The 15,453-nt window shown below is 71.9% G+C and carries 11 protein-coding genes and 1 pseudogene; 1 reads left to right on the top strand and 11 read right to left on the bottom strand.

Annotated elements, in window-relative coordinates; genetic code table 11:
- Positions 1-70: 70 nt before the first annotated feature.
- The 8 genes and pseudogenes from pstB to mshD form a co-directional block, all read right to left on the bottom strand.
- Positions 71-847: a phosphate ABC transporter ATP-binding protein PstB gene (pstB, locus tag ABD374_RS25400; protein ID WP_138897830.1), complete on the bottom strand. Its 777-nt coding sequence runs from the start codon at positions 845-847 to the stop codon at positions 71-73.
- A gap of 24 nt (positions 848-871) precedes the next feature.
- Positions 872-1,951, bottom strand: a complete 1,080-nt coding sequence (gene pstA, locus ABD374_RS25395; RefSeq protein WP_344497929.1) for a phosphate ABC transporter permease PstA — start codon at positions 1,949-1,951, stop codon at positions 872-874.
- The gene (gene pstC, locus ABD374_RS25390) at positions 1,948-2,949 is read right to left on the bottom strand and encodes a phosphate ABC transporter permease subunit PstC (RefSeq protein ID WP_344497928.1); all 1,002 of its coding nucleotides are present in this window, start codon (positions 2,947-2,949) and stop codon (positions 1,948-1,950) included. Before pstC ends, pstA begins: the two co-directional genes overlap by 4 nt.
- Before the next feature lie 97 nt (positions 2,950-3,046).
- Positions 3,047-4,180 carry a phosphate ABC transporter substrate-binding protein PstS gene (pstS, locus tag ABD374_RS25385; protein WP_344497927.1) on the bottom strand — a complete coding sequence of 378 codons (1,134 nt, stop codon included), beginning with the start codon at positions 4,178-4,180 and terminating at the stop codon, positions 3,047-3,049.
- 373 nt (positions 4,181-4,553) lie between these two features.
- Positions 4,554-5,024: pseudogene (locus ABD374_RS25380) on the bottom strand (NUDIX hydrolase); the annotation flags it as partial.
- A complete protein-coding gene (locus tag ABD374_RS25375; protein ID WP_425577346.1) occupies positions 5,021-6,067 on the bottom strand; it encodes a CHAD domain-containing protein in 1,047 nt (348 codons plus the stop codon). The gene ABD374_RS25375 and the pseudogene ABD374_RS25380, both read right to left, overlap by 4 nt.
- A gap of 94 nt (positions 6,068-6,161) precedes the next feature.
- Complete coding sequence (locus ABD374_RS25370) at positions 6,162-8,393, bottom strand: RNA degradosome polyphosphate kinase (protein WP_344497925.1); 2,232 nt, start codon at positions 8,391-8,393, stop codon at positions 6,162-6,164.
- A gap of 586 nt (positions 8,394-8,979) precedes the next feature.
- On the bottom strand, positions 8,980-9,906 hold the full coding sequence (gene mshD / locus ABD374_RS25365; protein ID WP_344497924.1) for a mycothiol synthase: 927 nt from the start codon (positions 9,904-9,906) through the stop codon (positions 8,980-8,982).
- A 321-nt stretch (positions 9,907-10,227) separates the two neighbouring features.
- Here mshD and ABD374_RS25360 point away from each other — a divergent pair, with 321 nt between their 5' ends.
- On the top strand, positions 10,228-12,075 hold the full coding sequence (locus tag ABD374_RS25360; protein WP_344497923.1) for a bifunctional metallophosphatase/5'-nucleotidase: 1,848 nt from the start codon (positions 10,228-10,230) through the stop codon (positions 12,073-12,075).
- 105 nt (positions 12,076-12,180) lie between these two features.
- On the opposite strand, the gene ABD374_RS25355 is transcribed toward ABD374_RS25360, so the two are convergent.
- The 3 genes from ABD374_RS25355 to ABD374_RS25345 form a co-directional block, all read right to left on the bottom strand.
- Positions 12,181-13,638, bottom strand: coding sequence for a sensor histidine kinase (locus tag ABD374_RS25355; protein WP_344497922.1), 1,458 nt, complete (start codon positions 13,636-13,638; stop codon positions 12,181-12,183).
- Positions 13,635-14,354, bottom strand: coding sequence for a response regulator transcription factor (locus ABD374_RS25350; protein WP_344497921.1), 720 nt, complete (start codon positions 14,352-14,354; stop codon positions 13,635-13,637). Before ABD374_RS25350 ends, ABD374_RS25355 begins: the two co-directional genes overlap by 4 nt.
- 67 nt (positions 14,355-14,421) lie before the next feature.
- Positions 14,422-15,435, bottom strand: coding sequence for a S1C family serine protease (locus ABD374_RS25345; RefSeq protein WP_344497920.1), 1,014 nt, complete (start codon positions 15,433-15,435; stop codon positions 14,422-14,424).
- Positions 15,436-15,453 lie beyond the last annotated feature (18 nt).

Here is a 15,453-nt window from a genome sequence, read left to right as displayed (position 1 = left end):
TTGCCTTGCGGTGGCACCGCCATGCAGCACCGCAGGACAGGCGTGGCGGCCGGTTTCCGGCCGAAGCGGCCTAGCCGAAGCGGCCGGAGATGTAGTCCTCCGTGGCCTGGACGGACGGGTTGGAGAAGATCCGCTCGGTGTCGTCTATCTCGATGAGCTTGCCGGGCTGGCCGATCGCCGCCAGGTTGAAGAACGCCGTGCGGTCCGAGACGCGCGCCGCCTGCTGCATGTTGTGCGTCACGATGACGATCGTGAAGCGCTCCTTCAGCTCGCCGATCAGGTCCTCGATGGCGAGGGTCGAGATCGGGTCCAGGGCCGAGCACGGCTCGTCCATCAGGAGGACCTGCGGCTCGACCGCGATCGCGCGGGCGATGCACAGGCGCTGCTGCTGGCCGCCGGAGAGACCGGAGCCGGGCTTGTTCAGGCGGTCCTTGACCTCGTTCCAGAGGTTGGCGCCGCGCAGGGACTTCTCGACGACCTCGGCCAGCTTGTTCTTCTTGTACGAGCCGTTGAGGCGCAGCCCCGCCGCCACGTTGTCGAAGATCGACATGGTGGGGAAGGGGTTCGGGCGCTGGAAGACCATGCCGACCGTACGGCGTACGGCGACCGGGTCGACGTCCTTGGCGTACAGGTTCTCGTCGTCCAGGAGGACCTTGCCCTCGACGCGGCCGCCGGGGGTGACCTCGTGCATCCGGTTGAGGGTGCGCAGGAAGGTGGACTTGCCGCAGCCGGAGGGGCCGATGAAGGCCGTCACGGAGCGGGGCTCGACGGTCATCGAGATGTCGTCGATCGCCTTGTGGTTGCCGTAGTAGGCCGACAGGCCGCTGATGTCGATTCGCTTGGCCATTGAAATCACTGCTTTCCGTTGGCCTTAGCGGCCGGTGCTCGGGGCCTTCCAGCGGGCGATCCCGCGGGCCACCAGGTTGAGGATCATGACGAAGGCGATCAGGACGAGCGCCGCGCCCCAGGCCCGGTCGACCGATGCCTCGGTGCCGACGACGTACTGCTCGTACACGTACAGCGGGAGCGAGGACTGGGCGCCTTCGAAGGGGTTCGGGTTGATCAGCTTCGTACCGAAGACGAGCAGCAGAACCGGGGCGGTCTCACCCGTGATGCGGGCCACCGCGAGCATCACACCCGTGGTGATTCCGCCGATCGCGGTCGGCAGCACCACCTTGAGGATGGTCCGCCACTTGGGGACACCGAGGGCGAGGGACGCCTCGCGGAGCTCGTTCGGGACGAGCTTGAGCATCTCCTCGGTGGAGCGGACGACCACCGGCATCATCAGGATCGAGAGGGCCAGCGCGCCGGCGAATCCGGAGGGACCGAAGCCCAGCATCAGGTTCCAGGTGGCGAGGATGAACAGACCCGCGACGATCGAGGGGATGCCCGTCATGACGTCGACGAAGAAGGTGACGGTCTTCGCCAGCTTCCCGCGCCCGTACTCGACCAGGTAGACCGCGGTGAGCAGGCCGATCGGGGCGGCGATCAGGGTCGCGATGCCGACCTGCTCCAGGGTGCCGAGCAGGGCGTGGTAGATGCCGCCGCCCTCGTCGGTGTCGAGCAGGCCGCTCATCGAGTGGGTGAGGAAGTACCCGTCGATGACCTCGATGCCCTTGGTGACCGTCACCCAGGCCAGGGAGAGCAGCGGGACGAGGGCGAGGACGAAGCAGACCCAGACGACGCTGGTGGCCACGCGGTCCTTGCCCTGGCGGCTGCCCTCCACCTTGGTGGTGATCGCGAAGGTGGCCAGTACGAAGAACAGGGCGGCCAGCATGCCCCACTGCACACGGCTGTGCCAGCCGGCGAGGAGGCCGAGGCCGATGCCGGCCGCGGCGGACCCGGCGGCGATGGCGGCGGGAGCCCAGCGGGGGAGGCGGGCGTGGGCGAGCGAGGCGTGGAGCGCGGGGGAGACCGGGCGCTTGTCCGTGGTCGGGCTTGTCAGGCTCATGCGTTGGCCCCCGAGTACTCCTTGCGGCGGCCGATGATCCAGCGGGCCGCGCCGTTGACCAGCAGCGTGATGACGAAGAGGACGAGGCCGGAGGCGATCAGGGCGTCGCGGCCGAACTCGTCCGCCTCGTTGAACTTCGCGGCGATGTTCTGCGCGAAGGTGCCGCCGCCCGGGTCGAGCAGCCGGCCGGAGATGATGAAGCTCGGGGAGAGCACGACGGCGACGGCCATCGTCTCGCCGAGGGCGCGGCCCAGGCCCAGCATCGAGGCGCTGATGATGCCGGAGCGGCCGAAGGGGAGGACGGACATCCGCATGACTTCCCAGCGCGTGGCACCGAGGGCCAGGGCGGCCTCCTCGTGCATCTTCGGCGACTGGAGGAAGACCTCACGGGTGACGTTGGTGACGATCGGCAGGATCATGATCGCCAGCAGGATGCCGACCGTGAAGAGGTTGCGGGCGACGCCGTCGCTCGTCTTGTCGAAGACGTAGGTCCAGCCGAGGTACGCGTCGAGCCACTTGTTGAGGCCGTCCAGGTACGGGACCAGGAAGACGGCGCCCCAGAGGCCGTAGATGATGCTCGGCACCGCCGCCAGCAGGTCGACCACGTACGCGAGCGGTGTGGCCAGCCTGCGCGGGGCGTAGTGCGAGATGAACAGCGCGATGCCGATGGCGACCGGTACGGCGATGGCCATGGCGATGACCGAGCTGACGACCGTGCCGAAGAGGAGCACCGCGATGCCGAACACCGGCGGGTCGCCCGCCGGGTTCCATTCGGAGGTGGTGAGGAAGTTGGCTTCGTCCTTCGAGACGGCGAGGCCGGTGCGGTAGGTGAGGAAGGCCGCGATGGCGGCCATGATCACCAGGAGCGTGATTCCCGAGCCGCGGGACAGGCCGATGAAGACGCGGTCACCGGCGTGGCTGCTGCCCTTGGAGGCCAGCGTGGTGCCGGGTCCGGTCGGGGGTGGGGAGGGCGAGGTGGTTTCGGTTGCTATATCCATCGGTTTTCTCCGGTCTGCGGAGCCGGTGGGGGCTCCTGGCGGCGGTGCACCGGAAGGCGCGGCCGGCCCCGGGCGGCGGGGCCGGCCACGGCCGGGGTCAGGAGAGGGTGGGGATGGTCTCGCGGACCTTGGCCGCGATCTCGGCCGGGATCGGCGCGTAGCCGGCGTCGGCCAGGACCTTCTGGCCCTCCTCGCTGGCGGCGTAGTTCAGGAACGCCTTCAGGGTGGGCAGGGTCTCGGCCTTGTTGCCCTTCTCACAGGCGATCTCGTACGTCACCAGAACGATCGGGTAGGCGCCCTCGGCCTTGGTGGCGTAGTCCAGGGAGAGGGCGAGGTCCTTGCCCTGGCCCTCGATCTTCGCGGCGGCGATGGCTTTGGAGGCGTTGTCCGTGGTGGCCTCGACCGGGGCGGAGGCGCCGGTGTCGATCTTGACGGTGTTCAGCTTGTTGGCGGTCGCGTAGGACAGCTCGAAGTAGCCGATCGCGCCGTTGGTGTCCTTGACGTTGGAGACGACGCCGGAGGAGCCGTTGGCGGCCTGGCCGCCCTTGGCCGGCCAGGACTTCGACTTCGGGTCGTACGTCCAGTCCTTCTCGGCGGCCGTGCTCAGGTACTTGCCCAGGTTCTGGGTCGTACCGGACTCGTCCGAGCGGTGGAAGGCCTGGATCGTGCTGGACGGGAGCTTGGCGTCCGGGTTGAGCTTGGCGATCGCCGGGTCGTTCCACTTGGTGATCTTGTTGTCGAAGATCCGCGCGAGCGTCTTGGCGTCGAGGACGAGGTCGTCGACGCCCTCCAGGTTGTAGCCGATGGCGACCGGGCCGCCGACCATCGGGAGGTTGACGCCCTGGCCGCTCTTGCAGATCTTCTTCGACTCGGTGACCTCCTCGGGCTTGAGCGCCGAGTCGGAACCGGCGAAGGAGACCTGGCCCTGGTTGAACTTGGTGATGCCGCCACCGGAGCCGATGGCCTGGTAGTTGATCTCCACGCCTTCGCAGGCGGCCTGGAAGTTCTTGACCCAGAGGTCCATGGCGTTCTTCTGGGCGGTCGAGCCGGCCGCGAGGAGCTGGCCCTTGGCGTCGTCGCACTTGATGCTGCTGGCGGCCTTGGTCTCGCCGGAGCCGCCGGTGGAACCGCTGTTGTCGTCCGAGCCGCACGCCGTGAGGACCAGGGCGCCGGAGACGGCGAGGGCGCCGAGCGCGGTGGCGCGAAGCCGGTTCTTGCGCTGAAGCTTCACTGTTCGGGTGTTCCTTCCAGGAGCCGCCGGTCCTGTGTGGTGGCGGCGTGCGAAGAGGTAGGTGTTCTCGGGTCCCAGCTACCCAGTGGGGCGGCGTCCTGCGACGTGCCTCGCACCGCGTACGTCCGAAATTAGGCAGAACAGGTGAAGCCACCGGCGGAGGAGGGTGAACGGGAGGTGAACCGTGCCGAACGGTGTGGTGCGCGGGGTGTCTCGCGGCGGAGAGGGGGGTGGGGTGCGGACCGGTGGCCGGGGGGAGGCTCCCCGTGCGGGTGATGCCCGAAACGCGGGGTTATACTCCGCTGCGCGGCGTTTCCCGCCGGTCCGTCGGCTCGTCCGCTCTCCGGTTTTCCCGTTCCTCCCGGTCTTCCCGGGCCGCGCGCAGGACGTGGAGAAGGGCGGCGACCAGTTTTCCGTCCCTGTCCCGCGTCAGTTGCTTTTGCGCCGCGTCGGGACGCAGCCACAGCACGCGGTCCACCTCGTCGTTCGGCTCGAACGAGCCGCCGGTGGCCTCTGCCGCCCAGTAACGGACCACCTTGGGACGGCCGTCGGCCGTATAGCGGACCGAGGGCAGTTCCGGCCCCGGGGCGCAGGTCATACCGGTCTCTTCGCGCACCTCGCGGACCGCCGCGTCCCTGGCGTCCTCCCCGGACTTGAGCTTGCCCTTGGGGTGCGACCAGTCGTCGTACTTGGGCCGGTGGACGAGACAGATCTCCCACGGGGCCTCTTCCGTGCGCCCGGAGCCGAGAGCCCGGGGAACGCCGTCGGACGGCGACCGGCGCCACAGCACGCAGCCCGCGGCGAGCACGGGACGGGGGTCGGGGGCGCCGGCCGTGCCGGTCACGGCGCTGTCGCCGCCGTCCGCTGCCACACCTGCTGGAAGGCGAAGCGGGCCGCCTCGACCTCGTGGCGCTGGTCGGCGTGGAGGACGCCCAGGGCGTACGCCGTGGCCGGGGCGATGCGCGGGGTGCGGGCCGCCGACGCCGCCGCGCCGGCCGCCTCCGCCGCGTCCCGGTGGCGGTCGAGCGCCTGCGCCGCGAGGCACGTGCCGGCGGGGGCCGCGGGGGCCGCGAAGGTCTCCTGCGCGTAACGGTGCAGGCGCAGGAGGAGCCGTACCTGGTGCCAGGGGGCGTCCTGTGCCTCGCTCGTGGGCGTGGCGGCCAGGCCGTGGACGAGTGCCTCCGCGTTGTACGGGTGGGCGGCGCGCCCCAGCGGAAGTGCGGCCACCGCCTCCTTGAGCCGCTGCTCGGCGCCCACCGCGAGCGGTGCGAGCACCTCGGCGGCGGGCGCGGTGGCGGCGGGCCCGAGCGGAACGTCCGAGGCCAGTAAGGCCACGGCGTCGGCGACCGCGTGGAACCGCGAGGAACCCAGCGCCTGCAGAGCGGCCGAGTGCGACCGTGTCCTGGCCAGCGTCAGCTGCCGTTCCAGCAGCGCGCCGGCCCGCGCCGCGCCCACGGTCAGCGTCCCGCCCGGCTGCGCCCGCGACGCGGCGCTCTCCCGGGCCCCCGGCGTCGCGGGGGTCCCGCCGCCCGCGCCGCCGCCCGCGCCCGAGAGCCGGTTCAGCGCCTCCAGCAGCCGGTTCAACCGTCCCGCGTAGGCGTGCTCGCGGGCCAGGGTGCCCGAGAGCCAGGCCAGCTCGCCGCGCAGGGTGTCCGCCCACCCCGTGTCGGTCAGGGGCCGGAACGTGTGCAGTGTCCCGCTGATCCGGCGCGCCGCGCCGCGCAGCGCGCGGGTCGCCTCGGCCGCCTCCGCCGCCCCCTGCGGGTCCTGGCCGCTCTCGCGGTGCAGGCGCAGGGAGCGCAGGAAGTCCGCGGCCAGGGAGTGGAGGTACGGAGCCAGGAGGTCGCGGGCCAGGAGGTCACCGGCCTGGAGCTCCTGCGCGCGCAGCCGGCTGGACAGGTCCTCGGGGGGCAGCGCCTCGCCCCCCGCCGGCGGAAGGCCGGGGCCGGTGTCCGGCCGGGGGCGGGTTCGGGATGCGGTGTCACGGTGTTGCACGCCGGCGCCTCCGGGCCTCTATGAGCATTTCCTGTACGTGCCGCAGCGGCTGTCCCTCGGCGTCCGTCGCGTGCCGCGTCCAGTTGCCGTCGGGGCCGAGGTGCCAGGAGGACGTGGTGTCGGACATGCCGGTTTCCAGCAGCCGGCTCAGGGTCGCGCGGTGGGCCGGGTCGGTGACCCGGACCAGTGCCTCGATGCGGCGGTCGAGGTTGCGGTGCATCATGTCGGCGCTGCCGAACCAGACTTCGGGCTCGCCGCCGTTGCCGAAGGCGAAGAGCCGCGAGTGTTCGAGGAAACGGCCGAGTATGGACCGGACCCGGATGTTCTCCGAGAGGCCGGCGACTCCGGGGCGTATCGCGCAGATCCCGCGCACCCAGATGTCGACCGGCACGCCCGCCTTCGCCGCCCGGTAGCAGGCGTCGATGACCGCCTCGTCGACCATCGAGTTGACCTTGATCCGGACGTACGCCGGACGCCCCGCCTGGTGGTGCGCGGCCTCCTTGTTGATCCGGGCGACCAGGCCGTCCCGCAGGGACTTGGGCGCGACGAGCAGCCGGCGGTACGTCTCGCGGCGCGAGTAGCCGGAGAGCCGGTTGAAGAGGTCGGAGAGGTCCGCGCCGACCTGCGGGTCGGCGGTGAGCAGGCCGAGGTCCTCGTAGAGGCGGGCCGTCTTGGGGTGGTAGTTGCCCGTACCGACGTGCGAGTAGCGGCGCAGGGTCTCGCCCTCCTGGCGGACCACCAGGGAGAGCTTGCAGTGGGTCTTGAGGCCGACGAACCCGTACACGACGTGGCAGCCGGACTCCTCCAGCTTGCGCGCCCACTTGATGTTGGCCTGCTCGTCGAAGCGGGCCTTGATCTCGACGAGGACCAGGACCTGCTTGCCGGACTCGGCGGCGTCGATCAGGGCGTCCACTATCGGCGAGTCGCCCGACGTCCGGTACAGCGTCTGCTTGATCGCCAGCACGTCCGGGTCGGCCGCCGCCTGCTCCAGGAACGCCTGCACGGAGGTGGAGAAGGAGTCGTACGGGTGGTGCAGCAGGACGTCGCGCTCGCGCAGCGCCGCGAACACGTCCGGCGCGGACGCCGACTCGACCTCGGCGAGGTCGCGGTGCGTGCCCGCGATGTACTTCGGGAACTTCAGCTCCGGCCGGTCCAGCGCCGCGATCCCGAACAGGCCGGTCAGGTCGAGCGGGCCGGGCAGCGGGTACACCTCGGCGTCCGACATCTTCAGCTCGCGGACGAGGAGGTCCAGGACGTACGGGTCGATGGACTCCTCGACCTCGAGCCGCACCGGCGGGCCGAAGCGGCGCCGCATGAGCTCCTTCTCCAGGGCCTGGAGGAGGTTCTCGGTGTCGTCCTCCTCGACCTCCAGGTCCTCGTTCCGCGTCACCCGGAACATGTGGTGGGCCAGGACCTCCATCCCCGGGAAGAGCTCTTCGAGGTGCGCGGCGATGACGTCCTCCAGGGGTACGTACCGCTGCGGCGACGCCTCCAGGAAGCGGGACAGCAGCGGCGGCACCTTGACGCGCGCGAAGTGGCGGTGGCCGCTGACCGGGTTGCGCACGACGACCGCGAGGTTCAGGGAGAGCCCCGAGATGTACGGGAAGGGGTGCGCGGGGTCCACCGCGAGCGGGGTGAGGACCGGGAAGATCTGCTGCCGGAAGAGCGTGAACAGGCGCGCCTGCTCCTTCTCGGTCAGGTCGGGCCAGCGGATGAGGTGCACGCCCTCGTCGGCGAGGGCGGGGCAGATGTCCTGCTGGAAGCAGGCGGCGTGCCGGGCCATGAGTTCGCGCGAGCGGGTCCAGATCAGCTCCAGGACCTCGCGGGGCTGGAGGCCGGACGCGGACCGGGTGGCGACACCGGTCGCGATGCGGCGCTTCAGGCCGGCGACGCGGACCATGAAGAACTCGTCCAGGTTCGAGGCGAAGATGGCGAGGAAGTTCGCTCGTTCGAGGAGCGGGGTGGCCGGGTCCTCGGCGAGTTCGAGCACCCGCTCGTTGAACGCCAGCCAGCTGCGCTCCCGGTCGAGGAAACGGCCCTGCGGCAGCTCGGTGTCCGCCTCGGCGTCCTCCACGTACGCGTCCGGATCCGCGTCGATGTCGGGGTCCAGGTTGGTCACCGGCGACCCGGCCAGGGTGTGCGGGCGGTGCGCGGCGATGGCTCCGACGGACGGCTGAGCATGCTGGACAGGGACATCGGCGCTCGGCTGCTGGCTCATGAACCCATTGTTCCGCGTGTGAGGGCCCCCGGGCGCGCCGAAGAGGGGTGATGTGCGGGGAGATCTCCCGTTCGGGGAGGGTGGCACGGCGGGCTGCATTCCGTGAGGGTCGCAAGCGTGTCTGAATGTGCGGTAACGGAGACATGACATGCAGGATGCGACCACCGGGGCCCGGGGGGCGTTTCCCCGGGCCCCGGCGTCCCGCCGGTCTGCTCGGGCCGCGCGGTGGCGCAGTACCCGGAAGGCGGCGTGGACGGCCGCGGCGGCGAGGGCCGGCACGATGCCGGTCTCGATCGGCCGGACGTACCAGAAGGGCGTGTACGGGTGGAAGTCCACGTACCAGTCGGTGCCCTCGAGGCCGGTGGGGCAGTGCGCGCCCGGCATCTTGTCCGGGAGGCACTGGCGGAGCACGAAGCGGTCGCCGGCGGCGTTCTGCGTCCCCGTGTCCGTCATGAAGGCGTCCACGGGCACGCCCCGGCCCCTGAAGTGCTCGCCGGGTCCGGTGACCGTACGCACCGGAAGCAGGCTCCACCGCAGGCTGAGGGGGCGGTGTCAACCGGCGCCGCCCCCTTGGCCGTTCCCGTCCTTACGACTCCGTGCGGTACATCAGGTCCGTCTCGTGCGTGGTGAAACCGATCCGCTCGTACACCGTCACCGCCGCCGTGTTGTCCGCGTCGACGTACAGCATCGCGGTCGGCAGCCCCTGCGCCGCCAGGTGCCGCAGACCGGTCGCGGTCAGGGCCTTGCCGAGGCCGCCGCCCTGCGCGTCGGGGCGGATGCCGAGGACGTAGACCTCGCCGAGCTGCTCCTCGGCGTGCGTCTTCGTCCAGTGGAAACCGACGAGTTCGCCGTCCCGCTCGGCCAGGAAGAAGCCCTTCGGGTCGAACCACGGCTCGGCCTTGCGGTCGTCCAGGTCGCGCTGCGTCATGCCACCCTGCTCGGGGTGGTGGGCGAACGCCGCCGCGTTCACGGCGAGCCAGGCGGCGTCGTCCTGCCCCGGCACGAAGGCGCGGACCTCGACCCCCGCCGGGTACACCGGCTCGGGGATGTCCAGCGGGCTCAAGGGCCGCCGCATCTGGCGCAGTTCGCGGAAGAGGGTGAGCCCGAGGACCTGGGCGAGGTGGCGCGCCGCCGACTTCCCGCCGTGCGCCCAGACCCGCAGCCGCTTGCCCGACGCGTCCAGCACGGCCGTCCCGAGCGTGCGGCCGTGCCCGGTGCCGCGGTGCGCGGGGTGTACGACCAGCTCGGCGGCCGGTGCCTCGACGGGGTCGGTGTCCTCCAGCTGCGCGTATCCGAGGAGGGGCCCCTCGCCGACGTACAGCAGGAAGTGCCGGACGCCTTCCCGGTGTCCGCCGCGCAGCTGGAGCCGGCCCTGCTCGGAGACGGCCTGCACGCCGTCCGCGCGGGCGGCCTCGTCGAGGAGCGCCAGGACCTCCCGGGCCTGCTCCTCGGTGAGCGCGTCGAGGGTCTGGATCTTCCTGAGGAAGGCGGGGGTGGCGGGGTCAGTCGTCATGGGTACGAGCGTACGGCGACGCCGGTGCGACAGGGCGTCGAACGGATCCGGTCCCCGTCGATCGGCCGCACCGCCCCCCGCGCCGGGCGCACCCGGCGGCCCCGGCCGCGCTCCGGTCGTCCCCGCGCGCGGACCCGCCCGGCCCGCCCGGCCGTCTCGTCGCGCTCCGTGACGGAGGGCCCCGGCCGTACGGGCGACGGCCGGGCAGAAGCCGACGTACCGCCGAAGGCAACCAGCTTGTAACCCGTCACCCCCTGTTGCGCTACGCGCGTTGACTTTAGGCTGCGGTTCGTCCGTCACGCTGAACTCACAAGGGGACAGATGTCAGCGAACCCTCGTACCACCCGCACCCACCGCGCGGCCCGGCGCGTGCTCGCCTCGGCCGCCGGTCTCGCCACCCTCGGCGCCCTCGTCGCGGCGATGCCGGCCGGAGCGCAGGAACACGACCGGGCAGCAGCCGGCGGCGGGCAGCACAAGCCGAAGTCCTCGCGGACCGTGGACGTGCAGCTGTTGTCCTTCAACGACCTGCACGGGAACCTGGAGCCCCCGGCGGGCTCGGCCGGCACGGTCAACGAGAAGCAGCCCGACGGCACGGTGAAGGCGGTCCCGGCCGGTGGCATCGAGCACCTGGCGACCGCGCTGCGCAAGGCGCGCCAGGGCGAGCGGTACTCCGTCACCGCCGCCGGCGGCGACATGATCGGCGCCAGTCCGCTGATGTCCGGGCTCTTCCACGACGAGCCGACGATCGAGGCGCTGAACCGGCTCGACCTCGACGTGTCGGCCGTCGGCAACCACGAGTTCGACGAGGGCGCCACCGAGCTGGCCCGCATCCAGAACGGCGGCTGCCACCCGGTCGAGGGCTGCTTCGAGGAGGGCGAGGAGTTCGAGGGCGCGGACTTCCCCTACCTCGCCGCGAACGTCACGGACGAGAAGACCGGCAGGCCGATCCTCAAGCCGTACACGGTGTGGAAGAAGAAGGGTGTCAGGATCGGCTTCATCGGCGTGACCCTCGAAGGCACACCGAACATCGTCACCGAGAACGGCATCAAGGGCCTGAAGTTCCACGACGAGGTCGAGACGGTCAACAAGTACGCCAAGGAACTCGACCGCCAGGGCGTCAAGTCCATCGTCGCGCTGATCCACGAGGGCGGCTCGCCGGCCTCCTCCACGTACGACTACGACTGCGACTCGCCGGGCGCCGGCGACGGCATCTCCGGTCCGGTCGTCGACATCGCCAAGGGCATCACGCCGGAGGTCGACGCGCTGGTCACCGGCCACACCCACCAGGCGTACGTCTGCACCGTCCCCGACCCGGCGGGCAAGCCGCGCATGGTCACCTCGGCGTCCTCGTACGGCAAGCTCTACACGGACACCACGCTCACCTACGACCGCCGCACCAAGGACATCGTGCGTACGGGCGTCCGGAGCGCGAACCACATCGTCGTCCGCGACCAGGAGCAGGCCAGGATCTGGGCGCCGGACATGACCTCGCTCATCGGCCGCTGGAACGCGCTGGCCGCCCCGATCGCGGGCAGGCCGCAGGGCTTCATCTCCGCCGACATCAACGGACGCGGCTCCACGGCCCCCGAGAAGCCGCTCGGCGACCTGATCGCGGACGCGCAGCTGGAGGGCCTGGCCCCGGCCGACAGGGGCGGCGCGCAGATCGCCTTCATGAACCCCGGCGGCATCCGCTCCGACCTCGTCTTCAAGGCGAGCGACAAGGAGGGCGACGGCGTCGTGACGTACGGCGAGGCGTTCACCGTCCAGCCGTTCACCAACATGATGAACGTCGTCGACCTGACCGGCGCCCAGCTGATCACCGCGCTCCAGCAGCAGGTCAGCGGCGGCAACGAGGCGTCGCCGAAGATACTCCAGGTGTCGAAGGGCTTCACGTACACCCTGGACATGACGAAGACGGGCGCCGCCCGCGTCGATGTCTCCTCGGTGAAGCTGAACGGCACCCCGCTCGACCCGGCGAAGACGTACCGCGTCGCGATGAACGAGTTCCTCGCGGGCGGCGGCGACGGCTTCCCGGTCTTCAAGGAGCACAGGAACAAGCTGGTCGGCGCCTCCGACCTGGACGTCTTCAACGCCTACCTGGCGAAGAACTCCAGCGCGACGGCCCCCATCGCCCCGCCGGCGGCCGACCGGATCACGATCGTCGGGTAGTCACCGGGCTCAGGCGGCCCAGCGGGGCGGCACCCGGGCCGGGTGCCGCCCCGCAGTGCTGTCACCGGGGCCGGACGGCGCCGCGAGGACGCTTCCCGCGGAGGACTAGGCGGTGCCGGGCGGCGGCGCCGGTGCGCCCGGCAGCCTGATCAGGGCCTCCGTGCCGCCGCCCCCGTCCGCCGGGCGCCGCAGCACGACCGTGCCGCCCGCCTGCCGGACCGTACGGGCCACGATGGACAGGCCGAGCCCCGAACCCGGCAGGGACCGGGCGGACGGCGAGCGCCAGAAGCGTTCGAAGACGTGCGGGAGTTCGGCGTCCGGGATGCCGGGGCCGTGGTCGCGCACCGTCAGCTCGCCGTGCCGGTCCAGGGCCACGTCGACCGCGCCGCCCGGCGGGCTGAACTTCACCGCGTTGTCCAGGACGTTGACCAGCGCCCGCTCCAGCGCCGCCGGCTCGGCCCGTACGTACCAGGGGGAGAGGTCCGCCCCGATCGTCAGCCCGGGGCCGCGCAGCCGGGCGCGCTCCAGCGCGGCGGCCGCGATCTCGTGCAGCGCGACGATCCCCGGCGGGCTGCCCCGGTCGGCCGTGTCGGGCCGCGCGAGCTCCTGCAAGTCGCCGATCAGCGAAGCCAGTTCGGTCATCTGCGCCTTCACGGACGCCATGAGCGCGGCCCGGTCGGCGTCCGGGATGGCCCGTCCCGTCTCGTCGCTGCGGGCCAGCAGCTCCACATTCGTACGCAGGGAGGTGAGCGGGGTCCGCAGCTCGTGGCCCGCGTCGGCGATCAGCTGAGCCTGGCGGTCGCGGGAGGAGGCGAGGGCGGTGGCCATGGCGTTGAAGGAGCGGGAGAGGCGGGCGATCTCGTCCTCGCCCTCGACCGGGATGCGTACGGTCAGGTCCTCCGTGCGCGCCACGTGCTCGACGGCGCCGGTGAGCTTGTCGACGGGGCGCAGGCCCGCGCGGGCGACCCAGAGGCCGGCGGCGCCGGCGCCGACGACACCGATCCCGGACACCGTGAGCAGTACCCAGGCGAGGGAGCCGAGCGGCTCGTCGATCTCGCTCACCGGGCGGGCCACGGAGAGCGCGAACCGTTCGGCGGCGGGGCCGGCGCCGCCGATGCCGCCGAGCGGCCGGGTGTGGACACGCATCCGGGTGCCGGACCCGTCGGCCGTCGTGTGCAGCGCGTCGTCCCGCGGCCCGCTCGCCACGGCGATGTCGTCACGCTGCGCGGGGATCGGTGAGGAGCCCGGGGCGGTACAGGTCCGGCCCGACGCCGCCACGATCTGCACGGAGTACTCGCCGGGGAACACCGGGGCCGGCAGGGCTCCGCCGCTCAGGCAGGACGCCAGCAGGTCTCCGGTCGCCTTCCCGTCGAACTTCGCGTCGCGCAGCGAGTCGTCCATCTGCTCCTGGAGCTGGGCCTTCGTCACGAACCAGCACGCCGCCGCGACCGCCGCCACCGCGACCGCCACCGCCGTGGCCGTCAGCAGCGCCAGCCGGGACCGCAGCGCCGACGGGCGGAACCTGCGCGGTGACGCCGGGGCCGGCGCGGGGGTACCGCTCACGCCTCACCGCCCCGCAGCACGTACCCGACCCCCCGCACCGTGTGCACCAGGCGCGGCTCGCCGCCCGCCTCCGTCTTGCGGCGCAGGTACATCACGTACACGTCCAGGGAGTTCGAGCTGGGTTCGAAGTCGAAGCCCCACACCGCCTTGAGGATCTGCTCGCGCGTCAGCACCTGGCGCGGGTGCGCGAGGAACATCTCCAGCAGCGTGAACTCGGTGCGGGTCAGCTCCACCGGCCGGCCGCCCCGCGTCACCTCGCGCGTCACGAGGTCCATCCGCAGGTCGGCGAAGGACAGCACGTGCCCCGGCGCCTCCTCGCCGGCCGCTGCCCCGGCGGCGTACGCACTGCGCCTCAGCAGCGCCCTGATGCGGGCGAACAGCTCGTCCAGCTCGAACGGCTTCACCAGGTAGTCGTCGGCGCCCGCGTCGAGCCCGGTCACGCGGTCGCCGACCGTGTCGCGGGCGGTGAGCATCAGGATGGGCAGCGTGTCGCCGGACGAGCGGATGCGGCGGGCCGCGGTCAGACCGTCCATGCGGGGCATCTGGATGTCGAGGACGATCAGGTCCGGTGCGTACGACGCCACCTTGGCGAGCGCGTCGACGCCGTCGACGGCGACCTCCGTCCCGTACCCCTCGAAGGCGAGACTGCGCTGGAGCGCCTCGCGCACGGCGGGCTCGTCGTCGACGATCAGGATGCGCTCGGCGGGGGTGTTCATCGGTCTTCCTCGGGATCGGTCGCTGCGTGGCGGCGTACGTCGCCTTCAACCTCACACGGTACGGACGTCAGCTGTCGCCCCCGGCGCGGAGCCCGTCCAGGTCGGCCTTGACCGTGTCGACGGGGATGGCGAAGCCGAGGCCGACGCTGCCTGAAGCGGAACCACTGGCTCCGCTCGGGGCGTACATCGCGGAGTTGATGCCGATGATCTCGCCGTCCATGGTGATGAGGGCGCCGCCGGAGTTGCCGGGGTTGAGGGAGGCGTCGGTCTGGATCGCCTTGTACGTCGTCTTCGACGAACCGGTGTCGCCGTTGAACCGCTGCCCGCCGAACTCGAACGGCCACGGTCCGCCGCCCTCCCCCTGCTGCCCCTGCTGTTCCTGGCCCGGGTTCCCGTCCTTCGACACGGTCACGTCCCGGTCCAGCGCCGAGACGATTCCGCTGGTCACCGTCCCGGTCAGGCCCTCGGGCGAGCCGATCGCCACCACCTCGTCGCCGACCTCGACGTCCTCGGAGTCCCCGAGCGCCGCCGCCTTCAGGCCGCTCGCGCCCCGGAGCCTGATCAGCGCGAGGTCCTTGTCCGGGTCGGAGCCGACGACATCGGCGGTGTACGTCCTGCCGTCGTCCAGCTCGACCTCGACCGACGAGGCGCCCGAGACGACGTGGTTGTTCGTGATGATCTCGCCGTCGGCGGTGATCACCACGCCGGAGCCGGTGGAGGCGCCGGAGGCCGACGTCGCGCTGATCTCCACGATGCTCGGGCTCACGGCCTGCGCGACGCCGGAGACGGTGCCCCTGCTGCTCCGCGAGACGGTCGTGCCGGAGACGCCGTTGCCGCCGGTGGCGGTGTCCGTGGCGGTGAGGCGCTCGGCGAAGACCGCCGTCGCGCCGCCGATCGCCGCGGCGGCGACCGCGACGGCGGCGAGGAGGGCGACCGGCCGCCGCGCCCGCCGGGGCGCGGCCACCGGAGGTGCGTACGCCGGCGGCGGCGGGTACGCGGCACCGTGCGAGTCGTACGAGGAGGAGGAGGGCTGCTGCTCGGGCTCGGGGTGCTCGCCGCTGCGGCGGGGGCTTTCGGTCATGCCCCCGAGCTTGGCCAG

Origin of the sequence: Streptomyces enissocaesilis, from assembly GCF_039533765.1 — a bacterium.
GTDB lineage: Bacteria > Actinomycetota > Actinomycetes > Streptomycetales > Streptomycetaceae > Streptomyces > Streptomyces enissocaesilis.
The sequence above is the reverse complement of the archived record's forward strand: the minus strand, read 5'-3'. Positions and strand labels throughout refer to the sequence as shown.

Bases quoted from the DNA above. Each gene is read 5' to 3' on its own strand.
- mshD (WP_344497924.1), bottom strand. From the start codon at position 9,906: ATGACGACTGACCCCGCCACCCCCGCCTTCCTCAGGAAGATCCAGACC.
- pstB (WP_138897830.1), bottom strand. From the start codon at position 847: ATGGCCAAGCGAATCGACATCAGCGGCCTGTCGGCCTACTACGGCAAC.
- pstC (WP_344497928.1), bottom strand. From the start codon at position 2,949: ATGGATATAGCAACCGAAACCACCTCGCCCTCCCCACCCCCGACCGGA.
- ABD374_RS25350 (WP_344497921.1), bottom strand. From the start codon at position 14,354: ATGAACACCCCCGCCGAGCGCATCCTGATCGTCGACGACGAGCCCGCC.
- ABD374_RS25370 (WP_344497925.1), bottom strand. From the start codon at position 8,393: ATGAGCCAGCAGCCGAGCGCCGATGTCCCTGTCCAGCATGCTCAGCCG.
- ABD374_RS25360 (WP_344497923.1), top strand. From the start codon at position 10,228: ATGTCAGCGAACCCTCGTACCACCCGCACCCACCGCGCGGCCCGGCGC.
- ABD374_RS25345 (WP_344497920.1), bottom strand. From the start codon at position 15,435: ATGACCGAAAGCCCCCGCCGCAGCGGCGAGCACCCCGAGCCCGAGCAG.
- pstA (WP_344497929.1), bottom strand. From the start codon at position 1,951: ATGAGCCTGACAAGCCCGACCACGGACAAGCGCCCGGTCTCCCCCGCG.